Raw genomic sequence first — 23967 nt, 5'->3', positions numbered from 1 at the left:
TAGCGGCTTTTTTATGTCTAAATTTCGAGGTATGCATGAAATCAGCAATCAGAAAGTCACGACTGTTGGAGATCGTTCCGCTGTCCGAGTCGCAAATTTACTCTCTTGAAAAGGCTGGAGAGTTCCCTAAGCGATTCGAGATAAGTGCACGCGCCGTAGCCTGGAACGGCGACGGTGTGGAGGCGTGGCTTGATGCCCGCCAGCAGAACCCCGCGACACCCGATCCGTCTATGGCCAAGAAATTCGAGAAGAATCCGAATCACTCAAAAGCAAGAAGTTGAAGTAATGAGCTGGTTACTACTTTCACCCACTTAGAGGCTTACCGGATGACAATCATTTGGGCTACTATGGGGCGATGTTCTAGCTGGCTTTAACAGCCAGCCGAGTTTCTTGCTTCCCATGACAACACATCACTTTCCCGCCAGCGATTCGGGTTACCAGGAACCGCTGGTGCTGGGAAAGGCTCTTTGAAACACGTAGGCATTTTCTCTCTATCGCGCCACTTCCATAGCGTTTTAGGGCTGATGCCGTACCGCTCCAATATGTCCCTGGTGTAAATTATGGGGTCATCCAGCATGCGTGAATGTTTGCTCATTGATGCCTACCACTATCCGATTTCGGCGGGCGACCGCGTTTCTTCGGTGATGGCGGGATGAATGTTTGCAACGTTTTTGGACCGTTGGCCTGACGCTCATCCAGCCAAGCTTCGATCTCGTCAGCGTTCCACGCTGCCCGGCGGTCTGTGATATAGAAGCGCTTCGGAAATTCTCCGTTGCGCTCGAGTTGCTCAATGCTGGCTATTGACAGCGGAACTACCTCAACCAGCTGTTTCTTTCCATATGCTTTTTTCATGCATTCCCTAGATCGGAGTAATTCCCTTCATCGCGCTGATTCGGCGATACCATATGAAACAACCTATAGGCAGACTCGAATAATGGAAATAAGTGGTTATCTGAAAACAACAATGGCTAGGAGCACTTAAACCGTGTTGGTTCAGCTTGGCACTTTTGTTGGTTCAAAACTTCACTACGTTAGTTCAAAAATGAAAAAATTAATCATTAAAATCATATGGTTTAATAAAATGAACCAACTGAACTGACTGAACCAGCAATGTTCTATTTATTTATAACATTACAGCTTCCCCTTCCAGGTGACGATCTCAAGTGAGGTGTGGTAAATTTCCGTCCATGAGAAAAATTATCTATTCAGAGCTCCCGTTAAGGCGGTCATGCGAAGGTGTGGCCGCTCCGTTTAACACCGTGGAGTTCTCTTATGCAAAAAAGAAATCGCTCATGGCGCAAACATCATGAGTCTCGTCTGAAGAAAAAGCGTATCCATTACCATAATGCAGGGGATGGAAGTGCTGTTGCCATCGGTTACTGCTACCAAACCCCATGTTTATGCTCATGCTGGATGTGTGGTAATCAGCGAAAGCATCATGGCATGAATATGCAGGAAAGAAGGGCCAGAACGCGCAACACCGATTAAAGGCTTACCCGCTCTGGTGGTTTTTCTGTAGATCAACCTTTTGAGCCCTATTGGTCATGGGGGGCATTAGGATAAAATGCCCCGTTAAGTGGACAAAAAGCCATCAATTATTGAGTACGAAAAACCATGTGGGGGTACTTTTGGGGGTATATACAAAAACAAAACGGAAATAATAACTCATAAATCAATTAAATAATCTTTACGTTTTGCTCCTGCTGGGCCTCACACTTCCCAAAGCGCTTAATAAACTCTATTTACTCCTATAAAATCATAAAATTAAGTCACAAACGTCGTCGGCTAAAAGCTACGATGTGATATCAACATTTGCATAAGAACGCCGGTTATCGTCGGCTTGGACTGGGGAAATTATCCACGAGTCTAATTTTGAAGCCAGAGTGAACGTCAACAATCTGCACTCTATAGTCTGCCAGATAATCAACAATTTGAATTCTTCAATAAATTTTAGATACATCGACAGCAAGAGAGAATGGCGAGAAAAGAACAGAGCAATGTTAAATCTAGTAATTACTCGACGTTATTAATATAGATAGATGCTCACACACTGTTAATCTAACAAATACGGGGTTATATGGAATGTCGCGATATCTCGCTTCGTCTGGCTACACCGGAGGATGAAGGATTCTTGTTCGAACTTCGCCGCGCTACGATGGATGAACATCTCCAAAAAGCTGGCGTTATTGCTGATGATTCGGCGCACTGGCAGCGAATCAAATACCATTATAAAGACGCCTATATCGTGCTTATAGGATCTGAGCCTATTGGGTTATTCAAACGACACAAGGGCGTCAATGAATGGGTCATTATACAAATCCAGATTTTGCCAACCTATCAAGGACAGGGTATTGCAGAGTGGCTATTAAACAGATTTTTGCAGCAGGCGGATGAAGCCAATGTCCCCGTTACTCTGAGTGTTTTAAAGGGCAACAGGGCAATAACGCTCTACCAGCGCTTAGGTTTTAAGATCGTTGATAGTACTGATAATGAATTAAAGATGAAACGTAGCAGACAAGGCTGCCCGTAAAGCGTCAATCGTGGTTTGAATGACAAAGAATATATACGTGAAACCATGAATAACCTTATAATATAAAAAGGATTTATTCATTATTTATAAGGAATGCGTGTTTATTATGAAACGGAGTTATATAAAAAACGTTGTTTGGCCTTTTCTTTTCCTTCCTCTCTCCAATGGGGTATATGCACAAGACTTCTCCACGTTTGTGACAGATTTCACCAATGTATTGCAAAAAAGTAAATTATCACAAAAAGACTATAACCAATTTATTGAACTCACTGACTCCTATTTTATTCCTGCTAACTATGGTGTGAGCATAGCGAGAAAAAATAAAATAAGTTATAAAAACAACGAAATAATGCCAAAACTGGAATCTGATTCCAGCTTCATCTTCAATGGTTCAAATGGAAAAGCGGCTTTTATTTCATTTCTGCAAGAAATAAAAAAGATACCGGCGTCAGAAAAATATTTTGAAAAATCCTACACAGATGCAGGTTCGGTCTTCGTCATGAATTACTATACACTATCATCAGGTATCATTAATATCCAGATGGACATCATATCTCCTCCAGGCCTCAAAGGTATTGCCATCAATCTACTTAACGAAAGGGAATCTGAACTTAGACAAGAAGCAGGCGAAGGCGCTTATATCTATCAATTCAAAAAAACAAATGAGACCTATAAGATGGTCGGTGCCAACTCATATTCATCTTCAGATAAACGAATCTGCATGTCCTGCTAACGTGATTTCAATGGAATTGAAAATGATAAAGATCATAATAAAATCTCTATTCTTGATAATACTTTCATCACACTATGTTAACGCAAATAATCTTGTGTGTCGTAGTCCTCTCGTCATTCAGTCGTTAATCAAAGAAGATCAAGAAAAAGCACACCCCATTAGCAACCGTGTATCTTTAGAGACAATTAAACAAATTGAATTTGAATATGATATCATTGTCACAAAACTGAAAACAAAAAATAACCTAAGCTGCTTTGGCAAAGCCAAGATAAAAATCCCATTCGATGTGTTAAATTTTTTAAAATACTATCCTATTTTGGAAAATGGAGATCCTAAAGCAAAAAGCATTTACCTTTTAAATCTTTACCTCCACAAAAAAGGAGATGAATATATCGCATTAGATCGTGTTTATTATAATGTTCATATTGCTGATAATCAGCAAGAAACCAATATTATTTATCCACATGATGAGTTAGTCTCACGCACACTTTATGGCTTGGCCTGGTTACAAGAAAATGCAGCGAGGCTGGAAGAACAATCACCACGTTTTAAATATAATAAATCCATTGTCGAATTCAGAGAGGCCGATAGTGCGCTAAATGCTTACTGGAGTAACTTGCCCGATTATATTAAAGGGCAACTGAAAGAGGATGCACGGCAGTGGATAAAAAACAAAAATAAAAAATGCGGTGCAATAGAAACTATCGCGAATAACAACCGATCAATGGAAGATCAAGCCACAATTTATACTTGCCAACAGCAGATGACTAGGGAAAGGCTGGCACAGCTTGGATTGATTGAAAACAAGGATAAGAAATGAAAAGGCTTCTCTATGTCATGATTGGAATTATCCTCACTTGCACGTCAGCGTATGCCAAGGAAGACCTTCAATGCAGCGATCTGAATGCAGTGGAAGTCGTTAAAAAAACGTTTGCCGACCGTGCAAAAGCACTTTTCCATAATTCCCCGTCTCAATCTGTTGATACTGTGAGTGTGATTTATTCTAAATTATCAACTCAGCCACGCTGGGGAAAAGCATTCTCGTGTAGCCTGCGGGTTGAAATTCCCGTAAGTCAGGAGATCATCGATATCATTCTTAATGAAGACGATCTTTTGTACACAAAAGATGAAATGGATAAAATTGGCAATAACCTTTTTACTAAAACAGGTGAAAGCAAAGATAATAGGCTCAGTGATAACAAGATCGTCATTCCATCATTTTCCTACGATCTCAAAATTCTCGATAATGAAAAGGAAATAAAAGTAGAAAAAAAACCTTATGATGCCCTGTCCAGAGCAATTTATGGCGTAGCCTGGCTCAGTGAAAACGCCGAAAAAATCACAAAAAAAGCGCAAGAAGAAACGCTTAGAAATGAAAAAAACCGTTATGACTCATTTATTCAGAATTCGAATAGTATGCTGGGAAATGGGGTTCGAGAAAAATCTAGACAAGAAACATGGGATAAAGAAAGAAATGAAAAATGCGGTAGAATACCTTCATCAGAAGGAAAGCGTCTTTCAATAAAAGAAAACATTAAGATTTATCGCTGTCACAGCGACATAATAGACGAGCAAATGGCAAACTTATTGCCAGATTAAACATTCAGCATAGCTATAAATAAAATAGTGCATCTCAGATCATTGTGAATTGAGTGGCAACGATCTGAGATTTGTAGAGACGCATTCATTGAGAAAAATTGGTAATTGTCATAACTCAGCGCACATCAGTTATCGCTCGGTTGTACAGGACGTTCAAGATAGGTCGACAGAACAATATACGAGCGTGTCGAGCTAACACCAGGCACGGCATAAAGCTGAAACAGGAGCTTTTCCAGCGATTGGGCGTCTTCGGTGCGGATTTTGAGGATCAGCGCCGCATCACCTGCAACCGAATGTACCTCTTCAACATCAGAATTGCGTGTTATCTCCATCAACTCAGATGAAACGCCCCAGCCGCTGGTATCAACGTGCACAAATGCCAAAAGGTTCTTTTTTATCGCAGCAGGATCGAGCAACGCAGCCGTTTTCCGTATCACACCGTCGCGCCGAAGTCGCTTAACCCGCTCATGCGCGGCAGGAGCTGAAAGCGCGACTTTCTCTCCCAGTTCGGCATAGCTCAGCGTGGCATCGCCAACCAGTTCTCTTAATAATCTTCTGTCAGTTGCATCAATATCCCGTGTAGGAATGACTTTTTGCTTAATGTCATCTTTATTTATTTTCATTCTTTCATTCTTTCATTCCTTATTTAAAACTAATTTCATTTGGTTGATAGTGTTTTATCCGAATCATATTAAGCAAAAAGCGAAATTTCAATGTCACAACATCAACATGCCGAATTGCATGCCAATTCAAGCACGCTTCGTGTACCGAGCGCGGCTTATGTGCTGACGTTCTGTATCGGCGTGATTGGATCAAATTCTTTACTCATGGGCCCCATCGCTCCTGAGATCGCCACATCGTTCAAAAGCATCTCGCAGTCAGTCATGTTAGCCTCGGCCGCATTTGGCCTGGGAACAGCACTAAGCGCCCTGTTTCTAGCACGATATATCGATCGATTTGGCGCTTTTAGAATGTTGAAGAACGCAATGATCCTACTGGTCGTCGCTTTGATTTCCAGCGCGACCGCCTCTTCCGTCAAGTGGCTGATCGCCAGCCAGCTCATTGCAGGCATTGCGTCCGGCATAGCGATTCCGGCAATTTATACCACCGCAGCGGCTATCGCCCCCAAAGGATTGGAAAGTAAAACAACGGGTGTCGTTCTTACTGGCTGGACATTGAGCCTTGTCGCTGGTGTTTCACTCGCGTCGATTCTGGCAGAGCAATTTCATTGGCGTGTCGTTTATCTGGCGATTGGTGTACTTGCCGTTTTGGCTATCGTCATCCTTTCCCGTCTGGGTAACCGAGATGAAAATATCACGCGGACATCATCATCGCCCCTTGCAGCACTGAGCGTGCCTGGCGTGAAACCATTGTTGGCTGCATGTGGCGGGTTCATGACTGCCTTTTATGGGGTCTATGGCTACCTGGGTAATTATCTGTACCACGAACTACACCAACCACTGAGTGCTAACGGCCTGATCGCACTTTGCTACGGCATTGGTTTTGGTTCAGCGGCTTTTATGGATGCCATGATAAGTAAAGTGAATGCCAGAGTGGCTATGCCAGCCTCATTTCTTACGGTAGCGGCGGTGTATCTCATTTTCGCCCTTTCAGGAAATAGCTTACCTACTGTGTGCGTGTTGATGCTTTTTCTGGGCACCGCGAATCACCTGTGCGTCAATTTGCTAATCACTGGATTGAACACAACCGATGCATCGAAACGCGGCGCAATCATGGGGCTTAATAGTGCTGTGACCTATCTGGCCGTCTTTGTGGGGAATACGCTTTTTGGTGCTATCTATCTGCATTGGGGTTATACGACGGTGCTATATACGGCGGTGGGCTTCGTGGTGATTTCCATCCTGTTCACGTTACAGATTCGAACGACCAGCTCCCCTGAACGACATTAATACATACCCATCCCTTATTAAGAAATAGATTACTTCGCAGGGATTTTATAGGGTAAGGGAATCCCATAATAGAAAGAGGTATGTGTGACCATACCTCTCTTATCCTGATTATTTCGATGCTGTTATGCTGGCATCTGTAAATTCTGGATAACCAGCCGGTCGGCCATTATTCAGGTTAGTCAGGAAATTATTATCTTTAAGAGGAATTGACGCTGAATCATAGTCAAAGGCATTTAATCGGTTACGTAACTCTTGATTATTAATGCCATCACCATACATTGAGTACCAGCTGATAATGTCTGGCGTTACAAATTTTTTATACGGATTTTCCGCTTCTTCATTAGTTTTAGAGAAACGGAAAGCATGGGTTAATGCACCATCTTTGTGATAAACAAATTTCAGATGACCATCCTGCTTGTCGATACTTGACGCATCCTTAGTCGTTAATTTACCATGTGCACTGTAGCTACCATGTGTTACTACACCATTTTTAGTCCAGATTGCGACATGCTCCCAATCATGGCGGTGACCTGAATTGACACCACTTAATATCTGATCTTTTAGAAAATAGAGTGCATAGAAGCTACCGCAATAGCGAGAACCACCGGAGTTAATACAGGCATATCGGTGTAAGGTATTTGACGAGTCAAGAAAGTTACTCCATCGGCATCCCCCTGTTATATTTCCTGTTGGCTTCAACCCGCCGTTCTGCTCACCACTACGGCTTACTCCTGCGCTGGGGAGACAGCCATCCGTATCAAAATCAAATACTGGTGCAATCGCTCGTGCATCAATTCCTGATGGCAAAGCTTGATTCAACTTAGGGAAATTATCTGCATGTGAAGAAAAAGTGGCGAACAACATTGAGAAGACTAGAATTGTTTTCTTTCCTGAAAGCATATTAACTCCTTTAGCAAAGGATAGTCCTTTTAAAACCAATATCATCAATAGTTAAGAAATATAACCATGATGAAAGTATAGGAAGGAACATTTTTAACAAGAAAGAAGAGGAAATAAAAATCATTTATTTCCAACAATAAATAAAGATATATTTAGCCTGCAAAATAATGCATGGATTTTAAATACAACAACAATTAAATATTCTAATACGTTAGAATATTTATTCGCTTACCACATCATAATGCTGGCTTGTCGCATCAAAACGATACTCTAGTAGAATATCGCCTCCGCCGTGGGAATAGCAGTTCAACGTAATGCTACGATTATCTACACCGTTCTCAATATTCATATACACTGGGGTCATAAAAAAACCAAACTGGCATTGCTGAAAATCAGGCTTGAGAAGCTGATCGACATTGCCATTCTTCTTGTTGATCGCTTTAATGCCTTCAACAACCATCCCCGTATCGCTGTTTTGATACACCCCAATGAAACTATGCGTCGCCGTTTGCCCCCAGAAAGGAATATCAACCTGCCCTTCTAACTTTGCGGGTTGCTCACTATCGTCAAAGGATGCCACACGCCGTAAGTTAACATCATAACGTGCCTTTCCGTTTGACCACTCGCCTCGGAGTTCTTCCCCGATTTCCGTCAATTTAAATGGGCAGTGGGTCGTATCAATATCAGACTTAACACCCTGAATGATATATTTATCATAGTCCTGAGGGGTATGAATTTCGCAGATCTCAAGGGATGTTTCCGAGAGCCGTCCATACAAAGGAATAGGCGCTCGGTATTTATCGTAAAAGTAGCTCCCGAGCAGATTCTTGTCTTGGTCAATGCTGTATTTCTGCAATGAAAAATGTACCGGGTAAGGCCCAATGTGACCCTCGTAATTGCTCACGACATACCAGCCAGCATGCGCTCCCCCTGTTGCCGTCCACAATCCACAGGCTATTAAGGTTGATACCACTACTCTCATACATTCACCCTGTCTACCCGTCATATTTCAAGCCGCATGTGCGTTGGCTTTTGTGCAACTTGCGTTATTTAGTGCGTTAATCATGAAGTCGAATCGTTCAAAAACGGTGCGTAGCTTCAGCATGTCAGGTTAATCATGGTGGCAACAGGGGCAGGTTTCTACCTCGGACACGGTCATCGACGTTGTTCCCTCACAATCCCATTCGATACGCATAGGCCGCTCTTCAGGCCCTGAATAGTGCAAATACTTATTAACCGGGATTTCCGTCATACCGGTAATCACCTCTGTAGCAATAAGCTCATCACCAACAAATACGCGGGCTGTCGCCTGTGACGCTTCGCGCGTTTCGTTGGATTGCCGATACAAATAGTTAACCGTCAATTTAATACTGGGCATAGCACTTCTTAACAGGATAAAGATAAGGAAAACAGTGTATCGCGTTCCCCTGCACTTGTAGAGCACATACATGGCAAGAGGTATCACGGAATCATGCTAATGCCATGATAGTTTTATATTTTTTAAAATTTGAGAGATTTGGTCACATAAAGTCGCACGATTGGTAATCAAAAAGTTAAATCTTATGCCTTTTGGGTATTAATGAAGCAAAAAAAACAGCCGATACCTTTTGCGATAGGGTGTTTTTTAATGCAATTGCATTTTGCATAAATAGTGTTTGGCATAAATACTGTTTTACATTAATCGTGTTCTGACTGAACCATTTCATTAACACCATCGTGTTGAACAACAGGAAATTATGCTCAGCAGATTGATACCACTTCCAAGGAAGACAATTAACCTGCTTGTGTTGATGGCCTGAATTTCAACGACTGCGGCATTAGTGCATATGGTTTTAACACACTGAATTAACTCACTGGTAAAACCATTACCAGCATTAAATAGATATAAGAAGGAGTTATACTGTGGTGATTCCAGATATTCAAATTGTGAGTACGACAACCCCCGCTACAATGCCTCCTATTGGCGCGGCGGCCAATCCGACTGTCGTTGCAGCCATCAGCCCAGGAAATAAAACAGACACATCGGCAAATTCCGATTCGCAAAATATGCCGAATTCAAACGAGAGCACGAAGGTCACGCTGTCTTCTCAAAAGAAGCGTGCTGCTGAAGAGAAGGATGCTCCTCCACCTGAACAGGTTAAGGCACAACAGAAAACCGCAACAGAATACTCTCTGGCGATGACGGGTATTCCGTTGTACAACGGTAAGCTCGTTTCTGTAGTTAAATATCCAGATGGTAATTCTGAAATGTTTGATGCCTTTACAGGACAGCGCATCACAGAGGAAGATTTAGCTCTCATGAGCGCACTTCATAGTTCTGGGGGAGAACAGGTATTACATTTTGAGAGCAAAACGTCATATAGCAATTTGTCTGCAGCAGAAGTTTATCAGCAGATTCAAGAGATGATGCATGGTTCAAGCGATCAAGAAGAACAGTCTTAATAAGAAATAAATGCCAAGACAAATAGATCCATTGCCCTGGCATTAAATAAAAATATAACGTTATCTTAATAATGTAAGATATCTACTTGATGAAAACTGGCCGATTAACGATTAGTAATGAGTGCTTCAGAAAACTCAGCTAATCTTGTCAGGCCATATTCCCAGGGTCCAAACCCCGCCTCTGCATTTATATGTCCAGCCTCACCCACATCAACCAATTCACTTTCCCACGCCTGCGCCCAGTATTGGGCGCGAGTAAAACTCATCAGCGGATCGTTATGGCTGGCGAATGTCAGTGTTGGAACCAACAACGGTGAAGCCTGAATGCGATCGTCAATCTCAAAGCGCATGGGTTCGGCTGGTGCAACCAGCATGACGCCCGCGATCCCTTCCTGGCCTTGTTGCACAACATGGCACGCGGCCAACGCACCGAAGCTGTGGCCGATAAGAATCACGGGGTGCTTACACACACTGAGTTCACGACGGATAGCCAACACCCAGCGATCCAAATCGGCCTGATACCATTCCCGCTGGCGTATACGCTGCCAGTGAGGAAAACGCTGTTCCCAATGGCTTTGCCAGTGTTCGTCATCGCTGTCCCTCAACCCCGGCACCAGCACCATCGTTAGCTGCTGGCTCACTTCCGTCAGCCGCCGATCGATTTCTGTTGTCTGCATCCGCCCTTAACACTCCTGTCAGTTACCCAGTGACTCCCATTTTACCCTGTCTGGTATATCAGCCACCGGTTACTTTAACAATCTGGCCTTACAGCTTTTTCCTTTGATTTTACCTTTCTGGAGCTGTTGCAACGCTCGTTTCGCGCTGGCTTTACGGATAGCGACATAAGCGTGCAGAGGGAACATATCAATTTTCCCGACTTCCGCTGCCGTTAATCCTGCATCGCCAGTTAATGCACCAAGAATATCACCGGGGCGAATTTTGGCTTTTCTGCCACCATCAATACACAGCGTCATCATCTCTGGTTCGAGCGCAACATCACCACTGCGGCTAACCTCATCCGCCGATGTCCATTTAATTCGCATACCGATATAGTCTTCAATCAGGTTAGCGCGGTTCATTTCCTGTGGCGTACATAGGCTTACAGCCAGTCCCTGCGTACCCGCACGGCCTGTTCTACCAATACGGTGCACGTGAACCTCAGGATCGAAAGCCAACTCAAAATTCACCACCAGCGCCAACTCTTTGATATCAAGACCGCGAGCCGCAACATCGGTCGCCACCAGCACGCGACAGCTACGGTTAGCAAAACGCACCAGGACCTGATCGCGATCGCGCTGTTCCAAATCACCATGTAACGCAGATACGCTAATTCCACGCATGTCCAGTGCGTCAAATACGCTCTGGCAATCACGTTTCGTGTTGCAGAACACTACGCAGGATGCTGGTTGATAATGGCTCAGAATGGCAATCAGCAGCGGCAGACGCTGATCTTTCGTTGTCTCATAGAAACGTTGTTCAATGGCAGACTCTTCCACATCATCTGCAACCTCGAAACGCTGCGGCTGACGCTGAACTCGTGCGCTGATCTGTTCGATCTCTTCCGGGTACGTGGCGGAAAAGAGCAACGTTTGACGATCGGACGGCGTATAGGAAATAACATCATCAATGGCGTCAGTAAAGCCCATGTCCAGCATGCGATCCGCTTCATCCAACACCAGTACTTTCAGGCTATCCAAGGACAGTGACTGCTTGCGTAAATGATCCTGAATACGTCCCGGCGTCCCGACAACAATGTGCGGTGCGTGAACCAAAGAATCGAGCTGCTGCCCCATCGGCTGACCGCCGCACAGTGTCAGAATCTTAATGTTTTGTGCAAAACGTGCCAGACGACGCAGCTCTTTGCTGACCTGATCGGCCAGTTCACGCGTCGGACACAGTACCAGTGCCTGTGTAGTAAAATCGCTTACCACAATACGATCCAACAGACCAATCCCGAACGCCGCCGTTTTGCCGCTACCGGTTTTCGCCTTGGCCCGCACGTCTGCGCCGCTAAGAACGGCTGGCAGCGTCGCCGCCTGGACTGGCGTCATGTCGGTATAGCCCAGTTCATTAAGATTGGATAACTGCTCTGCAGGCAGCGCAAGGGAAGAAAAAGAGGTTGTACTCACAGTGATTACTCTACCAAGGACGAGATGACGAAAGGTGACGCCGAGCCAAAGAGCGGCGCAGATATGCCGCAATCATAGCAGAGTTCGCCATCGTTGACCGATTTACCTCCCGTTGCGCCACTAAAACAGCGAGACAAACCCTTTATTCACCAAGAAACTCTGCCCTTCAGGGGATAAAAGATAGTTCGCCAGCAGTCGGGCTTCACGTCGGGATGGCTTCATGATGGCCAACATATACTCGGCATCAATGCGATAAGGATCGGATAAGTGAACCACATGCAAATCAGGCTGGTTGAGCAGCAACGGCAGATAACTGGCATAGCCAATGTGCATATCGCTCTGCCCGGTCCGAATCAGATAACTCCCCGCCGTCATACCCGCTGGGATCGCATGGTCCAGTCCCCCACCCACCAGTGGTTTCGCCTTATTGCGCAGTTGATCTCCCCATCCTCGATGCAGGTGTTCGATACGGTCAAAGAGTTGAAAAGCATAGTCCCCACCGGGGTCACTGCCTGGTGTTGAGGTCGAAAGCACAAAGCGTGGATCAAGCAGCGCCATCAACCAGGATTGCGTGGTAAGTTCCGGCACATTACGCATGACGATGCAAAGATGGTTACGCGTAAACACGGCGGTTTCCTCCGCCAGACCCAACGTTTTCAAGCGCAAGGGGTGCGCGCAATTGGCCGATGCGAAAATATCCACCGCGTCACCGTGCAGCATCTTTTCACTCAGCAGCCCCGCCGGGCCGAAAGTCGGTATCACTTCCACCGCATAGCGTTCACTGAATGTCGTCAGCAAAGAAGTAAACGCAAGGCGCAGGCTGCCAGCAGCATACAGGCGAAGAGGATCCGTCATTGTGACTCCGTCATGGTTAATATCGGTATTAGCGCACGATACGGCTGTGGCGCTATTTCCACGCAGACCTGCCGAACCAGAATTCCGTACAACCGCGAAAGATTGTCCTCCGTCACCACGTCATCACAGCGGCCATAAAGATAGCGCTGATTATCCATGAGAAGCAGCGCCTGCTCCGCAACGATCACGGCGTGAGCAGGATCGTGGGTGGTCATCAGGATGCTCAGCCGCTGCATTTTAGCCAGATGCTGTAATAGCCGCAGTACCTGTGCCTGATTTTGCACATCAAGCGCCGCCATCGGCTCATCCAGAATCAGCGTCTGACACTCCGATGCCAATGCACGCGCAATTAATACGAGCTGCCGTTGCCCGCCAGACAATGCGCTAAATTCACACTCGGCGAGCGATGCGATTCCCAACAGGGTCAACGCATTCTGAGCCACGTGGATATCATGAGCAGAGGGCATGGCAAACAGCCGAACACGCGCTGCGCGCCCCATCAGCACCATATCCAGAACGCTATAGGAAAACGGTGGAGTAAATATTTGTGGCACAAAACCGATGTGTCCATCGCGCCGAACCGTCCCAGAAAGCGGCGATAAATTTCCCAGTAACGTATTCAGCAGCGTGGTTTTCCCTCTGCCGTTCGCGCCCAGAATCACCGTAATTTCGCCTTCCCGACAGCACAGATTCAACGGAGAAAAAAAGCCCTGCCCTTGCTGGTAGCCATACACCAGTTCTTCTGTCGATAGCCTGATTGTAGACATGCTAGCGTCCTCTACCCTGTCGCTGTGTTTTATACAACAGCACGGCAAAAAGTGGGGCTCCGAGCAGCGCCGTCAGAATACCCAACGGAATCTCGGCTTCACTGAGGTTACGCGCCAGATCGTCTACCAGCACCATAAAGCCCCCACCAAGCCACAGCGATACCGGCAGCAGTCGGCGGTGATCGGCTCCCACCAGCATACGTGCAACATGGGGAATAACCAGCCCAATCCAACCAATACTGCCGCTGACTGCCACCTGAGCAGCGACGATGGCGGCGCACAAACTCAAAATCAGCCAGCGTAAGGGCTGTACAGCCACACCCAGCGCACGAGCGTCTTGCTCGCCCATCGACAACACGTTCACGTGCCAACGCAATCGCAGCAGTAAACCACCCGCAAGCGCTAACGGCACCGCCATCGTAGTCAGCGAGTTCCAGTGCGCGGTAGCAAAGCTACCCAGTAACCAGAACACGATGCTCGGCAGCTTTTCTTCAGTATCCGCCAGATATTGCATCAGGCTGACCAGCGCACCGAAGAAGCCGCTGAGGATGACGCCAGCCAGAATCAAGATCAGTACGTTCTGCTTGCCGAAAGCGGCAGCCATCACGAAAATCAACAAGAGCGCCAACATACCGAACGTAAACGCCGACAGCAGCAAAAACAGCGGTGTCCAACTTAATAGAATCGCTAGTGTACCGCCGAAGGCGGCACCAGCAGACACACCTATAATATGCGGATCGACTAGCGGATTACGGAAAACGCCTTGTAACGTCGCTCCACTCAGCGCCAGCGCCGCGCCCGCACACCAGGCTAATAACACCCGCGGTAAACGAACACTCCACACCACTTGCCGCTCAATATCCCCAAGTAAAGGGTTACCACCAGACAGCGGCTCGACAAGGATCTGGACGATGCGCCACGGAGACGAGCTAAAACGCCCGATCCCCAGTGAGCACACGGCAATCAACAGCGTCAACACCACTACCGTCAGCAGCGTGATCCGGTAAGTGCGATAACTCATTGGGCTGCGGAATCTTCCACACGGTAGTCCATACGGTAGAATCGCTGGTAATACTCGTTAGCGGCTTTTTGCATATCGATATCGGCGAAGCGCTCTGGGTAAAGTTTTTTCGCCATCCACAATTCGCCAATCGCTAACGCTTCCGGCATCGGATAACCCCAGGCTTTAGCGTATTCCGGCATCAGATACACACGATGCTGTTTCACCGCATCAATCGCCTGCCAGGCCGGATCGTTGACGATTTGCTTCACGACATCCGGGTAGCGGTCCTGCACAAAAATCACCTGTGGATTCCAGGCCAATACATTTTCAATCGATACCTGCTTGAAGCCTTTTATCGATGCTGCCGCGACATTCAACGCTCCCGCATGCGACATCATCAGACCGGTATATTTTCCTGAACCGTAGGTTGTCAGGTCTGGATTAGCCATATACACGCGGATTCGCTTTTCTTCTGGAATAGAGTCCAGACGAGCGCTGACGTTTTTACGCTGCGTAAACGTATAGTCGATTAGTGCTTCTGCCTGCTTCTGACGTTCAACCACTTCACCAATCAGCCGAATTCCTACCTTGAGCCCTTCGTTATACGCCGTATTTTCATCACTCATCGTAGGATTGATTTTGTCGGCCTCTCCCGGTTGATCTTGGCGCAGCGAGATCGCCACAACCGGAATTCCGGTTCGCTCAATCTGTGCAATCATTTCCGGTGGTGCATAGTTAGCGACAAAAACCACCTGCGGCGACAGCTTCAGCAGGCTTTCAATATTGATCTGAGTGAGATCGCCCGGCATCGGTAAATCCGCCAAACGTGGTGCCAACCGCAAATAATGCTCCCCCAACTGTTTCTTCCAACTGGACAACACACCAACGACACTTTCCTGTGCATCCAATTGCACCAGCAGATTTAAGGTTTGATGCTGTAACACCACCACGCGATTAACGTGGTCGGGAATAGTCACATTGCGCCCCAGTTGGTCAGTCACCTGACGCACCGCCCATGCGTTAGAAAACACCAAAAACAGTCCGGTGAACCACAGCGTATAGCCAAATTTCTTTATCATGTTTGTATCCTGATTTCCGTTATATATAAAAGGATACAGCGATAAAGAAAAAGAAAATACTGATCTCACTCATAATAATATTTAGATACCAATTTTGAGGTAGATGAACCGGGATGCATGTTCCCTAAATAACAAGGTGCTATTTACACGCACGAGTCAGCAATCATCTGCCAAAAAGATTGTTTATTCTGTTCACGATTGGTCAGATAAACTGAATTATTATGTTAAAAAAATGATATTTATTCCCACTATTAATCGCGTAGAGTGATTCCATTACTGAATTTGTAGCACCTTGCTGTGCAGGGCGAACGTGCTAAATATTTGTCTGAATATAAGGATGAATACCCTATGAAGAAGATTGGCTTTTTATCATTCGGTCACTGGGCACCGTCGCAACAGTCTGGTACACGTTCAGCGGCTGACGCCCTGCTGCAATCTATCGACCTTGCTGTCGCCGCTGAAGAACTGGGCGCTGACGGCGCCTATTTCAGAGTCCATCATTTTGCCCGCCAGTTGGGATCACCTTTTCCACTGCTCGCGGCCATTGGTGCGAAAACCCATAGCATTGAAATTGGCACCGGCGTCATCGACATGCGCTACGAAAACCCGCTCTATATGGCTGAAAATGCCAGTGCCGCCGATCTAATATCAGGGGGACGTTTGCAACTCGGCATCAGCCGTGGTTCCCCTGAGCAGGTGATCGATGGCTGGCGCTACTTTGGCTATCAGCCGACAGAAGGGGAATCTGAAGCCGATATGGCACGGCGTCATACCGAGGTGCTGTTGGACGTACTACGGGGCGAAGGGTTTGCGAAGCCGAATCCGCAGCCAATGTTCCCGAACCCACCGGGCCTTTTGCGTCTGGAACCCTATTCTGATGGATTGCGTGAACGAATTTGGTGGGGTGCAGGATCGAATGCCACGGCGGTATGGGCAGCGAAGCTGGGAATGAACTTACAAAGTTCCACGCTAAAAGATGATGAAACCGGCGAACCTTTTCATATCCAACAGGCACAGCAAATTCGTGCTTATCGGGCTGCCTGGGCTGAAGCCGGGCATACGCGCTCGCCGCGCGTGTCTGTCAGCCGGAGTATTTTTGCACTGATGGATCATCGCGATCGTGCCTATTTCGGTGGAAGTAGTAACGATAGCGACAAGGTTGGTTTCCTTGATGAAAAAACGCGTGCGATTTTCGGGCGTAGCTATGCAGCGGAACCAGAAGCGCTGATCAAACAGTTAAAACAGGATGAAGCAATTGCCGAAGCGGATACGCTATTGCTAACGGTGCCGAACCAACTGGGTGTTGATTATAACGCACATGTTATCGAAGCGATTCTAAAGCATATCGCGCCAGCGATGGGGTGGAGAGATTAAGCCAGCCACCTAAATAATTAGCCTGATGATGAGATGGTAACAATACCATCACTCGGCTATTAATGAGGCGTTACACCTTAAGATAACGCCGTCAATAATCGGGGGAATACAGTATGATTTTCACCGCAATTCCCCCGGTTTTTCCAGCCTCTGAAACGGTTCAACGCTTTTTAATGCTATTTTGAAAATATAGTTTCTGGACCTATTGAATTCCCCCCCTCACTCGGCGTAGATTTAGCGCCGATCCCGTCATAACTGGTGTGACCCTAGTGATGACAGCGGAAAAGATTACCCTTCGGTGATATAGCCAACAGCGTAATTATTTCCTTCCATAATAAAACGCACAATCGGGATCGTTGCTGGCGTGGTTTCTGCTGGAGAATAAATCGGTGAAGTATTTTTTTATGGGTATCTCATTCTGTTTAGTCGTTTGGGTGAGTACCTTTATGCTGATGGTAGAATAACCTGTCATTTGCCCAACAAAGATTTATTCGCTGAAGGGCACACACACAGAGATAAAAAAAGGCTGATGGTATTTTATACCCTCAGCCTATTTTTATGCCCGTCACTCACCGTTCAACCAGGTTCGGCATTGATCTTGTTATTCTCTACAGATTGAATCCGTTGATTATCACACCGAACACGCCGCCAATTGCCAGCCACGGGCCAAAAGCTAGCGGTTTAGCCGTATCTTCTTTACGCAATCCGCGCCAGATGAGAGTGACAACCAGCCCACTCAGCGCCGCCACCAAAACCAGATTTGGCAATGCCTGCCAGCCCAGCCAAGCCCCCAGCGCAGCCAGCAATTTAAAATCGCCATATCCCAGCGCCTCTTTGCCCGTCGCGTATTTGAACGCCCAATAAAGTAGCCACAGGGATAAATAACCCGCCATCGCGCCCATCACGGCATCACCCAATGGGACAAACGTTTCCGACAGATTAAATAGAAGCCCCACCCACAGAAGCGACAGCGTAAGCACATCCGGCAACAGCAGCGTTTTAATATCAATGACGGTCAGAACCAACAGGAAAGACAGCAGAATCAACGCCCCCCACAGTGCCATACCGGGCTGCCATAGCAAACCTACCGTCAGGAAAACCAGCATGGTGATAACTTCTACCAGCGGATATTGCACAGACACGGGCTGATGACAACAGCGAGAGCGACCGCGCAACCACAGCCAGCTGAACAGCGGGATGTTATCTTTCACCGCAATAGCCTTCTGGCAGTGCGGGCAAGCCGAAGGCGGCCACCATAGGTTGTAGCGCGTACTGTCACGGCAGGAATCAGTTATTCCTGTCTGAAGATCGATGTCCTGCTGCCAGCTTCGTTCCAGCATAATCGGCAATCGGTAAATCACGACATTCAGAAAACTACCAACAATCAGCCCCAACACGCCCAGCGCCACCAACCACCATGCCGGAAACACTTGTGCGAATTCCCTTAAATCGTCCACGTTAGTCCCTGATTATTGATAAAGAAGTGGTATAGATGAGCGTGTCATACTTTGCGGCTAGCACCAACCTTAACCATCGGGTGCTGTTAATTCTTACGATCGACTACGCAACGATCGTTCTACTTACAACAAGCGCCCCTGAAAATTCAGCGTTCTGGCTCCCTGCTCATCCACTTTGCCGGTAGTCGCCAGCAGTTTTTTCATGGCTGCGGGTAAGTCATTCCCACTGCTAAGCCGCCCCGTAAAACGGTATTCACCTTTCGGCGTGACGCTGCCCTTGCCAGACAGCTCTAGATGTGAGGAAGTCTGCCGCAGGCGCGCCTCTAGCGCGCCTTGCTCACAGCGCAACGTGGCTTGAGGCGTCGCCAACACCAGTCCACCCAGCGGGGTTTTCACTCTTGCATCTGGCCAGGTGACGTTGGCATCCAGCGACTGACAGCCTGAACGATCGACCGTCGCCTCTTGCAGATTTAGCTGCACATTTCCTTCCGCACCAATTGGCACAATAAAACGCAACTGGCTGAATAAATAGCCAGCCGGAATAGAAAGCCGCCATTGATAAAACTGCGGCTGCTGCCAGCCACGGATAATCCCATGGCCTTCAATGCCTTCCGGGTTTTTGAATGCAATCTCCAGCGCGGGCATAAAACCCGAAAAGGTGATTTTCCAGTGCACATCGTCCAACGTTAATGTACGCCAGCTAAACCGTTGCAGGTTCCCCTGCCATAGCGTTCCGGCTGCCTCCGCGACCACCATTCCGGCAGGCAGCGGCACCGCAGTAAGCAAGCGGGCAGGTGCATAGCACGTAAGGAACAGCCCATAGGCCATAACCAGAGCGACACCTGCGCCGATGCCTGACTTAAGCTTCATCCGCCCGTTCCAACATAAGCCGAGTAACATCGACCATTCCAGGGCTTTGTTCGACGGCATTCACATCCAGCGACATTACACGCACGCCGTTTTGCCGTTCCAGTTCGCTAAGCCAACGCAACAGACTATTAAAATCACTCTGAGCCAGCGTCACCGATGCCTGATTACCCTGCGGCTGCAAGCGTACAACGGTCAACCCATAACGCTTGGTGCTTTGCGAGATCAAAATCGGCAGACTGGTTTCCCTCTGACTGTTTTCCCCCTGCGCCTGATTTCCTTGCGGAATCGATGGGGCCTGCTTCTGCATCCAACTGACTGTCTGCTGCTCACGAGAAATTGTGCGCTCCCACTGTTCTTCCCGCAGTTGCCACGGCTGAAAAATAGCGTAATACACCAGACAGAGCAGAAGCACCGCCGCGCACACCACCATAAGCTGACGTTCCCGCTGGCTCATTGTCTGCCAGCGCTGCCGTAATTCATTCATTACTGGCTCCTTAATGTTAAGCGGCCTTCAACCCGATCGTTTTCCTGCCGCATCTCCCCAGCCTGCACCTGATAATAAGTGGCAGCCTGCTGCTGAAACTGCTCTAGTTCCTGATACGACGAGCCCTGCAACGCCAGCCGGAATTCGCCAGCAGTACCGTCGTAAGACAGCGACTGAATTTTGATAGCGCTATTCTGCGTCATCAGTTGCTGTAAGGGATTCAATTGCTCCAGTAGCCCTTTCCCTCCAGTCGTCGTACGTTGCAGGTGCTGTTGCATCTGCGCACGCGGGTTAACCACATTCGTCTCTGAAGGGAAAATCTGCCGATAGACACGCACGCTTTCCTGCCGCCAATGCTCAGCCTGTTGATAAAGCTGATAGTGCGCCCAGCCAGCATCCGCCACGACCAACAGAAGGTAACAGGCAAAAGCGATTCCAACGCCACGCCACGGCAGCAGAGTATTTTGCCAGGCTTTCTCCGGTGCATAATCGCCTTGCCGCAGATCGACCGAGGCAGGCAACTGCGCCGTTGCAGCCAGCGTGAAAAGATCCGTTTCAGACTGAGCCTTCCACTCACTCTCCTCCTGCCATTCGTACTGCGATAGCTCGCCGCTGACCAGTGCGGCACTGTAGCTGTATATGGTCGGCAACGGCATCGATGCCTTCAATAGGTCACCACACCAGGACGATTCCGCCGCCATAGCATGGCCCGTTGGCTGGCGAAACAGCCACATATCATCATGCTGTAACGCGCTCCAACCATCCTGATGTTTTGGCAATACGCGGGCGTCGGGCAGTAAAACATCGACGTTGAGCCCCAGCGCATCACACTGCGCCAACCAGCGCTGCATCCGGCTTTTTTCCACCACGGCAACAGTGCCATCATCGCCATGAATGTCCAACACGGCAAAATGCAGCTTTTCAATTTCCGTAGCCAGCTGATCTTCCAGCATAAATGGCACTACTTGAGTCAACTGACGCCGTGCCTGTCGAGGCAACGTCAGGGCATAAAACGTCACGTCAGTTGCCGGTACCAAAACGCGGGTAAACGTCACAGACGGATAGGCCGCCAACGCTGGGCGAACCAGTTCTACGCTACCGCGCCCCTGACTCAGTAAATTTTCCCCGTTGGATGAACGCACCTGCCATTCGATTTCTCCCTCGTCTTCCACAGGAAGACGAACGATGAGGCATGGATGTCGAGCGACTGTTCCTCGATTTAATGGGGCTTTTGCGGCTTTTTTCTTCCATTTTCCCGCTATTTTCATGGATTCACCGTCCTATATCCTCCATATTGCCGCTGCACGACCTGTACCTTTTGTCCACTCAGATGAAGCAAGCTACGTTGATTAAAATCACTGTCGCCAACACGCACCTGGAGTTTTACAAAGAACCATTCACTTTTGACTGCCAGCACCCGCTGCGCCGTATTTTTACTATTCGGAGGCAACGCCCCAGTTTGTTGCAGCACCTCAATACTTGCCCATCCCATACGAGGCCGTTGCTGCACCAGCGCTTTTGCCTGCGACATCGTCATTTCATTCAGAAACACGGCGGATAACAACGGGGCATCAAACTCGGTCAACGTATTGATATTAATGGACATCGCATCTACCGGTAGCGCACAGACATAGGGCAATAGTCGGCGGTAGAGATCGCTGTCCATACCATAAACTGCCCGTAATTCGCTGATTTCACTCATTCTTTGATTAGCAGTACGATAAGGCACAGGCAACGTGGCATAGACCTCATCTTCTGCACCATTCGCTGATGGGTAGTTATCTGCATCAATCCAGTCACGCACCGCCGCAGTGATTTTTTCTGCTCGGTCCGAGTCCTCACCCAAATTTTTCAATAACAAACGAAAAACTTGTGCCGGATAAGGCGTCTTTACCAACGTGCTTTCGTTATCTACACCTTGATTGATGGCATTTAAATTAAAGCAGGTACGCGCGTCACTAATCTGACCGATGATTTCCCCACCGTCCACGGGGAAACGGTGCCCCGGCTGCGACCAATTTTGTCCGGCAAACGTGCGTCCCGGCATATTCCGCGCATCGCGCAGTAATATCTGCCCGCTTAGCGTTTCCGCACCTAATGCGTACCATTTTGCCTGCTGGCGACTCAGGTGATTTTCGGTGCGCATAAACGCTTTCCCCGTGCGCTCTGTAATCACCGCAGCAATGGTCACCATTAATGCCAGAACCAGGAGCACCACCAACAGCGCAACGCCGCGCTGACGCGACCTCATTTTACCGGTCCGGTGGTAATCAAGAACATACGCGACATTTCTCCGTAATCCCTTAAAGTCAGCACCACTTCAATCCCTTGTGGCAATTGCGTACTGTTATCCCAGCGATCGCGCCAGGTTTTATTGCTGAAAAAGCGCAAGCGGAAGCCGTCTACCTGTGTGAGAAGCGGTTTTACGCCGGGATCGACGCCTTCTATCGGGTCAGGCACCGAGTGGGTTAAACGTTCCAGGGTGTGTTCCCGCAGTCGATAAGCTACAGGCTGAAGTTCAGAACGAGGCAGTATGCCAAATGGGTTCTGCCAGCCATTACGCATAAAGCTAACGCCCCAGTCATCACTTTTTAACTGATCGCGACCCGCGTAAAATATCGAGGTGCTTCCTCTCGTGCCGCGTGCAATCATCTGGGAAAAATCGCTGTCCATTTGTGAAAAAGCACGCTGTATTTCAGCCAGACGCTCTGCTTTGCGCTGTGATATTTCATCGTTACGCATCACACCATTTAGCACCTGAAATGCGCTGAGGCTCAGGGCCGCAAAAATAGCGATCGCCAGAATCATTTCCAGCAGCGTAAAACCCTGCTGACGCTTTTGTCGTGCGGTCTCTCGTCTCCTTGTTGTGCTGAACATTATTGTTTCACCACATAGGTACGTAGCGAGGCATCGGCGGCAAAGGCATCTTTATTACGTCGCACTTCCACATCCAACGCTTTGGTCTGAGGATCACCCGTCTCTACGCCCTGCCAGCGCCAATTCCAGCGCACGCCAGCAAATTTCGTTTCCCCTCTCACCCACGACGCTTCAGGCCAGCGCTGCTCAAGCCGCAGTTGAACCTGCTGGTTTTCCGCCACCCAGCCAGCGAACGTCTTTTCTTCCAATCGACTCAAGCTGCTTGCTTGTCTGGCTGTCGTTTGCAAAACGGCAATGCCCGCCAGTGCAAAAACGCTCAACGCAACCAGTACTTCCACCAGCGTCATCCCTTTCTGTCGCTTCATCGTTTCTTACCTTGACTCATCGACGTCACAAACCGTCCGTTGGCATCGACCTGAAGCCAATTCGAGAGCGCTTTGTTTTCAGACTTAACGGCCAGACGGAAAGGAGTAATTTCACCACCGGGCAAAATCAGAATGTCGGGGTCGTCACCGCTCTGCGTTTTATCCACTTTCTTCCCATCGGCCTGTAATAGCTCAAGCCGTAATACATCGGGCAACGTCGCCGATGCGCTCACCCGATACGGTTGCCACGGCTGCCACTTGTAACCCTGCCAGCGGTCGTTACTGGGAATCGCGTCCCCTTCCGTTGTAGCAGGTCGCTGGAGTTGATAAAACTGCCAGCGATCGGGATAGATGCGCACACCTAGCATATATTCGTTAACCTGACTGTTTTCAGCAGCAAACTCCAACTGAGCCTGAAAGCGAGCCAACTGCCACGCGCTGTCGTTCTGGCGTTCACGAGGAAACGCCATGACCACCATGCTAGCTGCAATGCCAGCCAGTAACACGACCAGCATCATTTCCAGCAGGGTAAACCCCTGCTGCTTCCTCGTTGACCGCTTCATTGCGCTTCTGCCGTCCTTTTTCCGCCGTCA

Annotated in this window: 28 protein-coding genes; 9 read left to right on the top strand and 19 right to left on the bottom strand. The window is 48.0% G+C overall.

Translation table 11 applies throughout. The annotated features are described in order from the left end of the window. Positions 1-35 precede the first annotated feature (35 nt). Positions 36-281 carry a helix-turn-helix transcriptional regulator gene (locus CLR69_RS01220; RefSeq protein WP_129711869.1) on the top strand — a complete coding sequence of 82 codons (246 nt, stop codon included), beginning with the start codon at positions 36-38 and terminating at the stop codon, positions 279-281. Positions 282-591: 310 nt separating this feature from the next. On the opposite strand, the gene CLR69_RS01210 is transcribed toward CLR69_RS01220, so the two are convergent. Next, complete coding sequence (locus CLR69_RS01210; RefSeq protein WP_129711870.1) at positions 592-852, bottom strand: helix-turn-helix transcriptional regulator; 261 nt, start codon at positions 850-852, stop codon at positions 592-594. A gap of 1225 nt (positions 853-2077) precedes the next feature. Between CLR69_RS01210 and CLR69_RS01200 the strand changes: the two genes are divergently transcribed. The 4 genes from CLR69_RS01200 (at position 2078) to CLR69_RS01185 (ending at position 4862) form a co-directional block, all read left to right on the top strand. After that, complete coding sequence (locus CLR69_RS01200; RefSeq protein WP_129711872.1) at positions 2078-2530, top strand: GNAT family N-acetyltransferase; 453 nt, start codon at positions 2078-2080, stop codon at positions 2528-2530. A 106-nt stretch (positions 2531-2636) separates the two neighbouring features. Then, positions 2637-3263, top strand: a complete 627-nt coding sequence (locus CLR69_RS01195; RefSeq protein ID WP_129711873.1) for a hypothetical protein — start codon at positions 2637-2639, stop codon at positions 3261-3263. Positions 3264-3285: 22 nt separating this feature from the next. Beyond that, positions 3286-4083: a lysozyme inhibitor LprI family protein gene (locus CLR69_RS01190; protein ID WP_129711874.1), complete on the top strand. Its 798-nt coding sequence runs from the start codon at positions 3286-3288 to the stop codon at positions 4081-4083. Next, positions 4080-4862 carry a hypothetical protein gene (locus CLR69_RS01185; RefSeq protein ID WP_129711875.1) on the top strand — a complete coding sequence of 261 codons (783 nt, stop codon included), beginning with the start codon at positions 4080-4082 and terminating at the stop codon, positions 4860-4862. The genes CLR69_RS01190 and CLR69_RS01185 overlap by 4 nt, the downstream gene beginning before the upstream one ends. 125 nt (positions 4863-4987) lie before the next feature. Here CLR69_RS01185 and CLR69_RS01180 read toward each other — a convergent pair whose 3' ends face one another. Next, positions 4988-5485: an Lrp/AsnC family transcriptional regulator gene (locus tag CLR69_RS01180; protein WP_129711876.1), complete on the bottom strand. Its 498-nt coding sequence runs from the start codon at positions 5483-5485 to the stop codon at positions 4988-4990. Positions 5486-5575: 90 nt separating this feature from the next. Here CLR69_RS01180 and CLR69_RS01175 point away from each other — a divergent pair, with 90 nt between their 5' ends. Further along, on the top strand, positions 5576-6772 hold the full coding sequence (locus CLR69_RS01175; protein WP_129711877.1) for an MFS transporter: 1197 nt from the start codon (positions 5576-5578) through the stop codon (positions 6770-6772). A gap of 108 nt (positions 6773-6880) precedes the next feature. Here the strand turns inward: CLR69_RS01175 and CLR69_RS01170 are convergent, their stop codons facing one another. The 3 genes from CLR69_RS01170 to CLR69_RS01160 all read right to left on the bottom strand — a co-directional run bounded on the left by CLR69_RS01170 (position 6881) and on the right by CLR69_RS01160 (position 9050). Beyond that, positions 6881-7672: an NPP1 family protein gene (locus CLR69_RS01170; protein ID WP_129711878.1), complete on the bottom strand. Its 792-nt coding sequence runs from the start codon at positions 7670-7672 to the stop codon at positions 6881-6883. A gap of 220 nt (positions 7673-7892) precedes the next feature. After that, positions 7893-8654 carry a hypothetical protein gene (locus tag CLR69_RS01165; RefSeq protein ID WP_129711879.1) on the bottom strand — a complete coding sequence of 254 codons (762 nt, stop codon included), beginning with the start codon at positions 8652-8654 and terminating at the stop codon, positions 7893-7895. A 129-nt stretch (positions 8655-8783) separates the two neighbouring features. Then, complete coding sequence (locus CLR69_RS01160) at positions 8784-9050, bottom strand: hypothetical protein (RefSeq protein WP_129711880.1); 267 nt, start codon at positions 9048-9050, stop codon at positions 8784-8786. Positions 9051-9574: 524 nt separating this feature from the next. Here CLR69_RS01160 and CLR69_RS01155 point away from each other — a divergent pair. Further along, on the top strand, positions 9575-10114 hold the full coding sequence (locus CLR69_RS01155) for a hypothetical protein (protein ID WP_129711881.1): 540 nt from the start codon (positions 9575-9577) through the stop codon (positions 10112-10114). A 104-nt stretch (positions 10115-10218) separates the two neighbouring features. Here the strand turns inward: CLR69_RS01155 and CLR69_RS01150 are convergent, their stop codons facing one another. The 6 genes from CLR69_RS01150 to CLR69_RS01125 form a co-directional block, all read right to left on the bottom strand. Next, positions 10219-10791, bottom strand: a complete 573-nt coding sequence (locus CLR69_RS01150) for an alpha/beta hydrolase (RefSeq protein WP_129711882.1) — start codon at positions 10789-10791, stop codon at positions 10219-10221. 69 nt (positions 10792-10860) lie between these two features. Next, on the bottom strand, positions 10861-12243 hold the full coding sequence (gene dbpA, locus CLR69_RS01145; RefSeq protein ID WP_129711883.1) for an ATP-dependent RNA helicase DbpA: 1383 nt from the start codon (positions 12241-12243) through the stop codon (positions 10861-10863). Positions 12244-12363: 120 nt separating this feature from the next. Further along, entirely contained in the window at positions 12364-13098 is a 735-nt protein-coding gene (locus tag CLR69_RS01140) for a molybdate ABC transporter substrate-binding protein (protein ID WP_129711884.1), read from the bottom strand. Then, complete coding sequence (locus tag CLR69_RS01135; protein ID WP_129711885.1) at positions 13095-13865, bottom strand: ABC transporter ATP-binding protein; 771 nt, start codon at positions 13863-13865, stop codon at positions 13095-13097. The genes CLR69_RS01140 and CLR69_RS01135 overlap by 4 nt, the downstream gene beginning before the upstream one ends. A gap of 1 nt (position 13866) precedes the next feature. After that, the gene (locus CLR69_RS01130) at positions 13867-14886 is read right to left on the bottom strand and encodes a FecCD family ABC transporter permease (RefSeq protein ID WP_129711886.1); all 1020 of its coding nucleotides are present in this window, start codon (positions 14884-14886) and stop codon (positions 13867-13869) included. Continuing rightward, the gene (locus CLR69_RS01125; protein WP_129711887.1) at positions 14883-15947 is read right to left on the bottom strand and encodes an ABC transporter substrate-binding protein; all 1065 of its coding nucleotides are present in this window, start codon (positions 15945-15947) and stop codon (positions 14883-14885) included. The genes CLR69_RS01130 and CLR69_RS01125 overlap by 4 nt, the downstream gene beginning before the upstream one ends. A 348-nt stretch (positions 15948-16295) precedes the next feature. Here CLR69_RS01125 and CLR69_RS01120 point away from each other — a divergent pair, with 348 nt between their 5' ends. Together CLR69_RS01120 and ypdK are read left to right on the top strand one after the other, a co-directional pair. Next, positions 16296-17321, top strand: a complete 1026-nt coding sequence (locus tag CLR69_RS01120) for an LLM class flavin-dependent oxidoreductase (protein WP_129711888.1) — start codon at positions 16296-16298, stop codon at positions 17319-17321. 389 nt (positions 17322-17710) lie between these two features. Continuing rightward, positions 17711-17785: a membrane protein YpdK gene (gene ypdK, locus CLR69_RS01115; protein WP_099606229.1), complete on the top strand. Its 75-nt coding sequence runs from the start codon at positions 17711-17713 to the stop codon at positions 17783-17785. 144 nt (positions 17786-17929) lie between these two features. Here ypdK and CLR69_RS01110 read toward each other — a convergent pair whose 3' ends face one another. From CLR69_RS01110 to gspH, 8 genes are all read right to left on the bottom strand, one after another. Beyond that, the gene (locus tag CLR69_RS01110; RefSeq protein WP_129705402.1) at positions 17930-18778 is read right to left on the bottom strand and encodes a prepilin peptidase; all 849 of its coding nucleotides are present in this window, start codon (positions 18776-18778) and stop codon (positions 17930-17932) included. A gap of 123 nt (positions 18779-18901) precedes the next feature. Further along, complete coding sequence (locus tag CLR69_RS01105; RefSeq protein WP_129711889.1) at positions 18902-19648, bottom strand: type II secretion system protein N; 747 nt, start codon at positions 19646-19648, stop codon at positions 18902-18904. Beyond that, complete coding sequence (gspM, locus tag CLR69_RS01100) at positions 19638-20132, bottom strand: type II secretion system protein GspM (RefSeq protein WP_129705398.1); 495 nt, start codon at positions 20130-20132, stop codon at positions 19638-19640. The genes CLR69_RS01105 and gspM overlap by 11 nt, the downstream gene beginning before the upstream one ends. After that, entirely contained in the window at positions 20132-21400 is a 1269-nt protein-coding gene (gene gspL, locus CLR69_RS01095) for a type II secretion system protein GspL (RefSeq protein WP_129711890.1), read from the bottom strand. Before gspL ends, gspM begins: the two co-directional genes overlap by 1 nt. Next, a complete protein-coding gene (gene gspK / locus CLR69_RS01090; protein WP_129711891.1) occupies positions 21397-22383 on the bottom strand; it encodes a type II secretion system minor pseudopilin GspK in 987 nt (328 codons plus the stop codon). Before gspK ends, gspL begins: the two co-directional genes overlap by 4 nt. Next, positions 22380-23009, bottom strand: a complete 630-nt coding sequence (gene gspJ, locus CLR69_RS01085; protein WP_129705392.1) for a type II secretion system minor pseudopilin GspJ — start codon at positions 23007-23009, stop codon at positions 22380-22382. The genes gspK and gspJ overlap by 4 nt, the downstream gene beginning before the upstream one ends. Beyond that, positions 23009-23374: a type II secretion system minor pseudopilin GspI gene (gene gspI, locus CLR69_RS01080; RefSeq protein WP_129711892.1), complete on the bottom strand. Its 366-nt coding sequence runs from the start codon at positions 23372-23374 to the stop codon at positions 23009-23011. Before gspI ends, gspJ begins: the two co-directional genes overlap by 1 nt. Next, the gene (gene gspH, locus CLR69_RS01075) at positions 23371-23937 is read right to left on the bottom strand and encodes a type II secretion system minor pseudopilin GspH (RefSeq protein WP_129705388.1); all 567 of its coding nucleotides are present in this window, start codon (positions 23935-23937) and stop codon (positions 23371-23373) included. Before gspH ends, gspI begins: the two co-directional genes overlap by 4 nt. Between the last annotated feature and the right edge of the window lie 30 nt (positions 23938-23967).

This window comes from Pectobacterium zantedeschiae (genome assembly GCF_004137795.1).
In the GTDB taxonomy this organism is placed as follows: Bacteria; Pseudomonadota; Gammaproteobacteria; order Enterobacterales; family Enterobacteriaceae; genus Pectobacterium; species Pectobacterium zantedeschiae.
The sequence above is the reverse complement of the archived record's forward strand: the minus strand, read 5'-3'. Positions and strand labels throughout refer to the sequence as shown.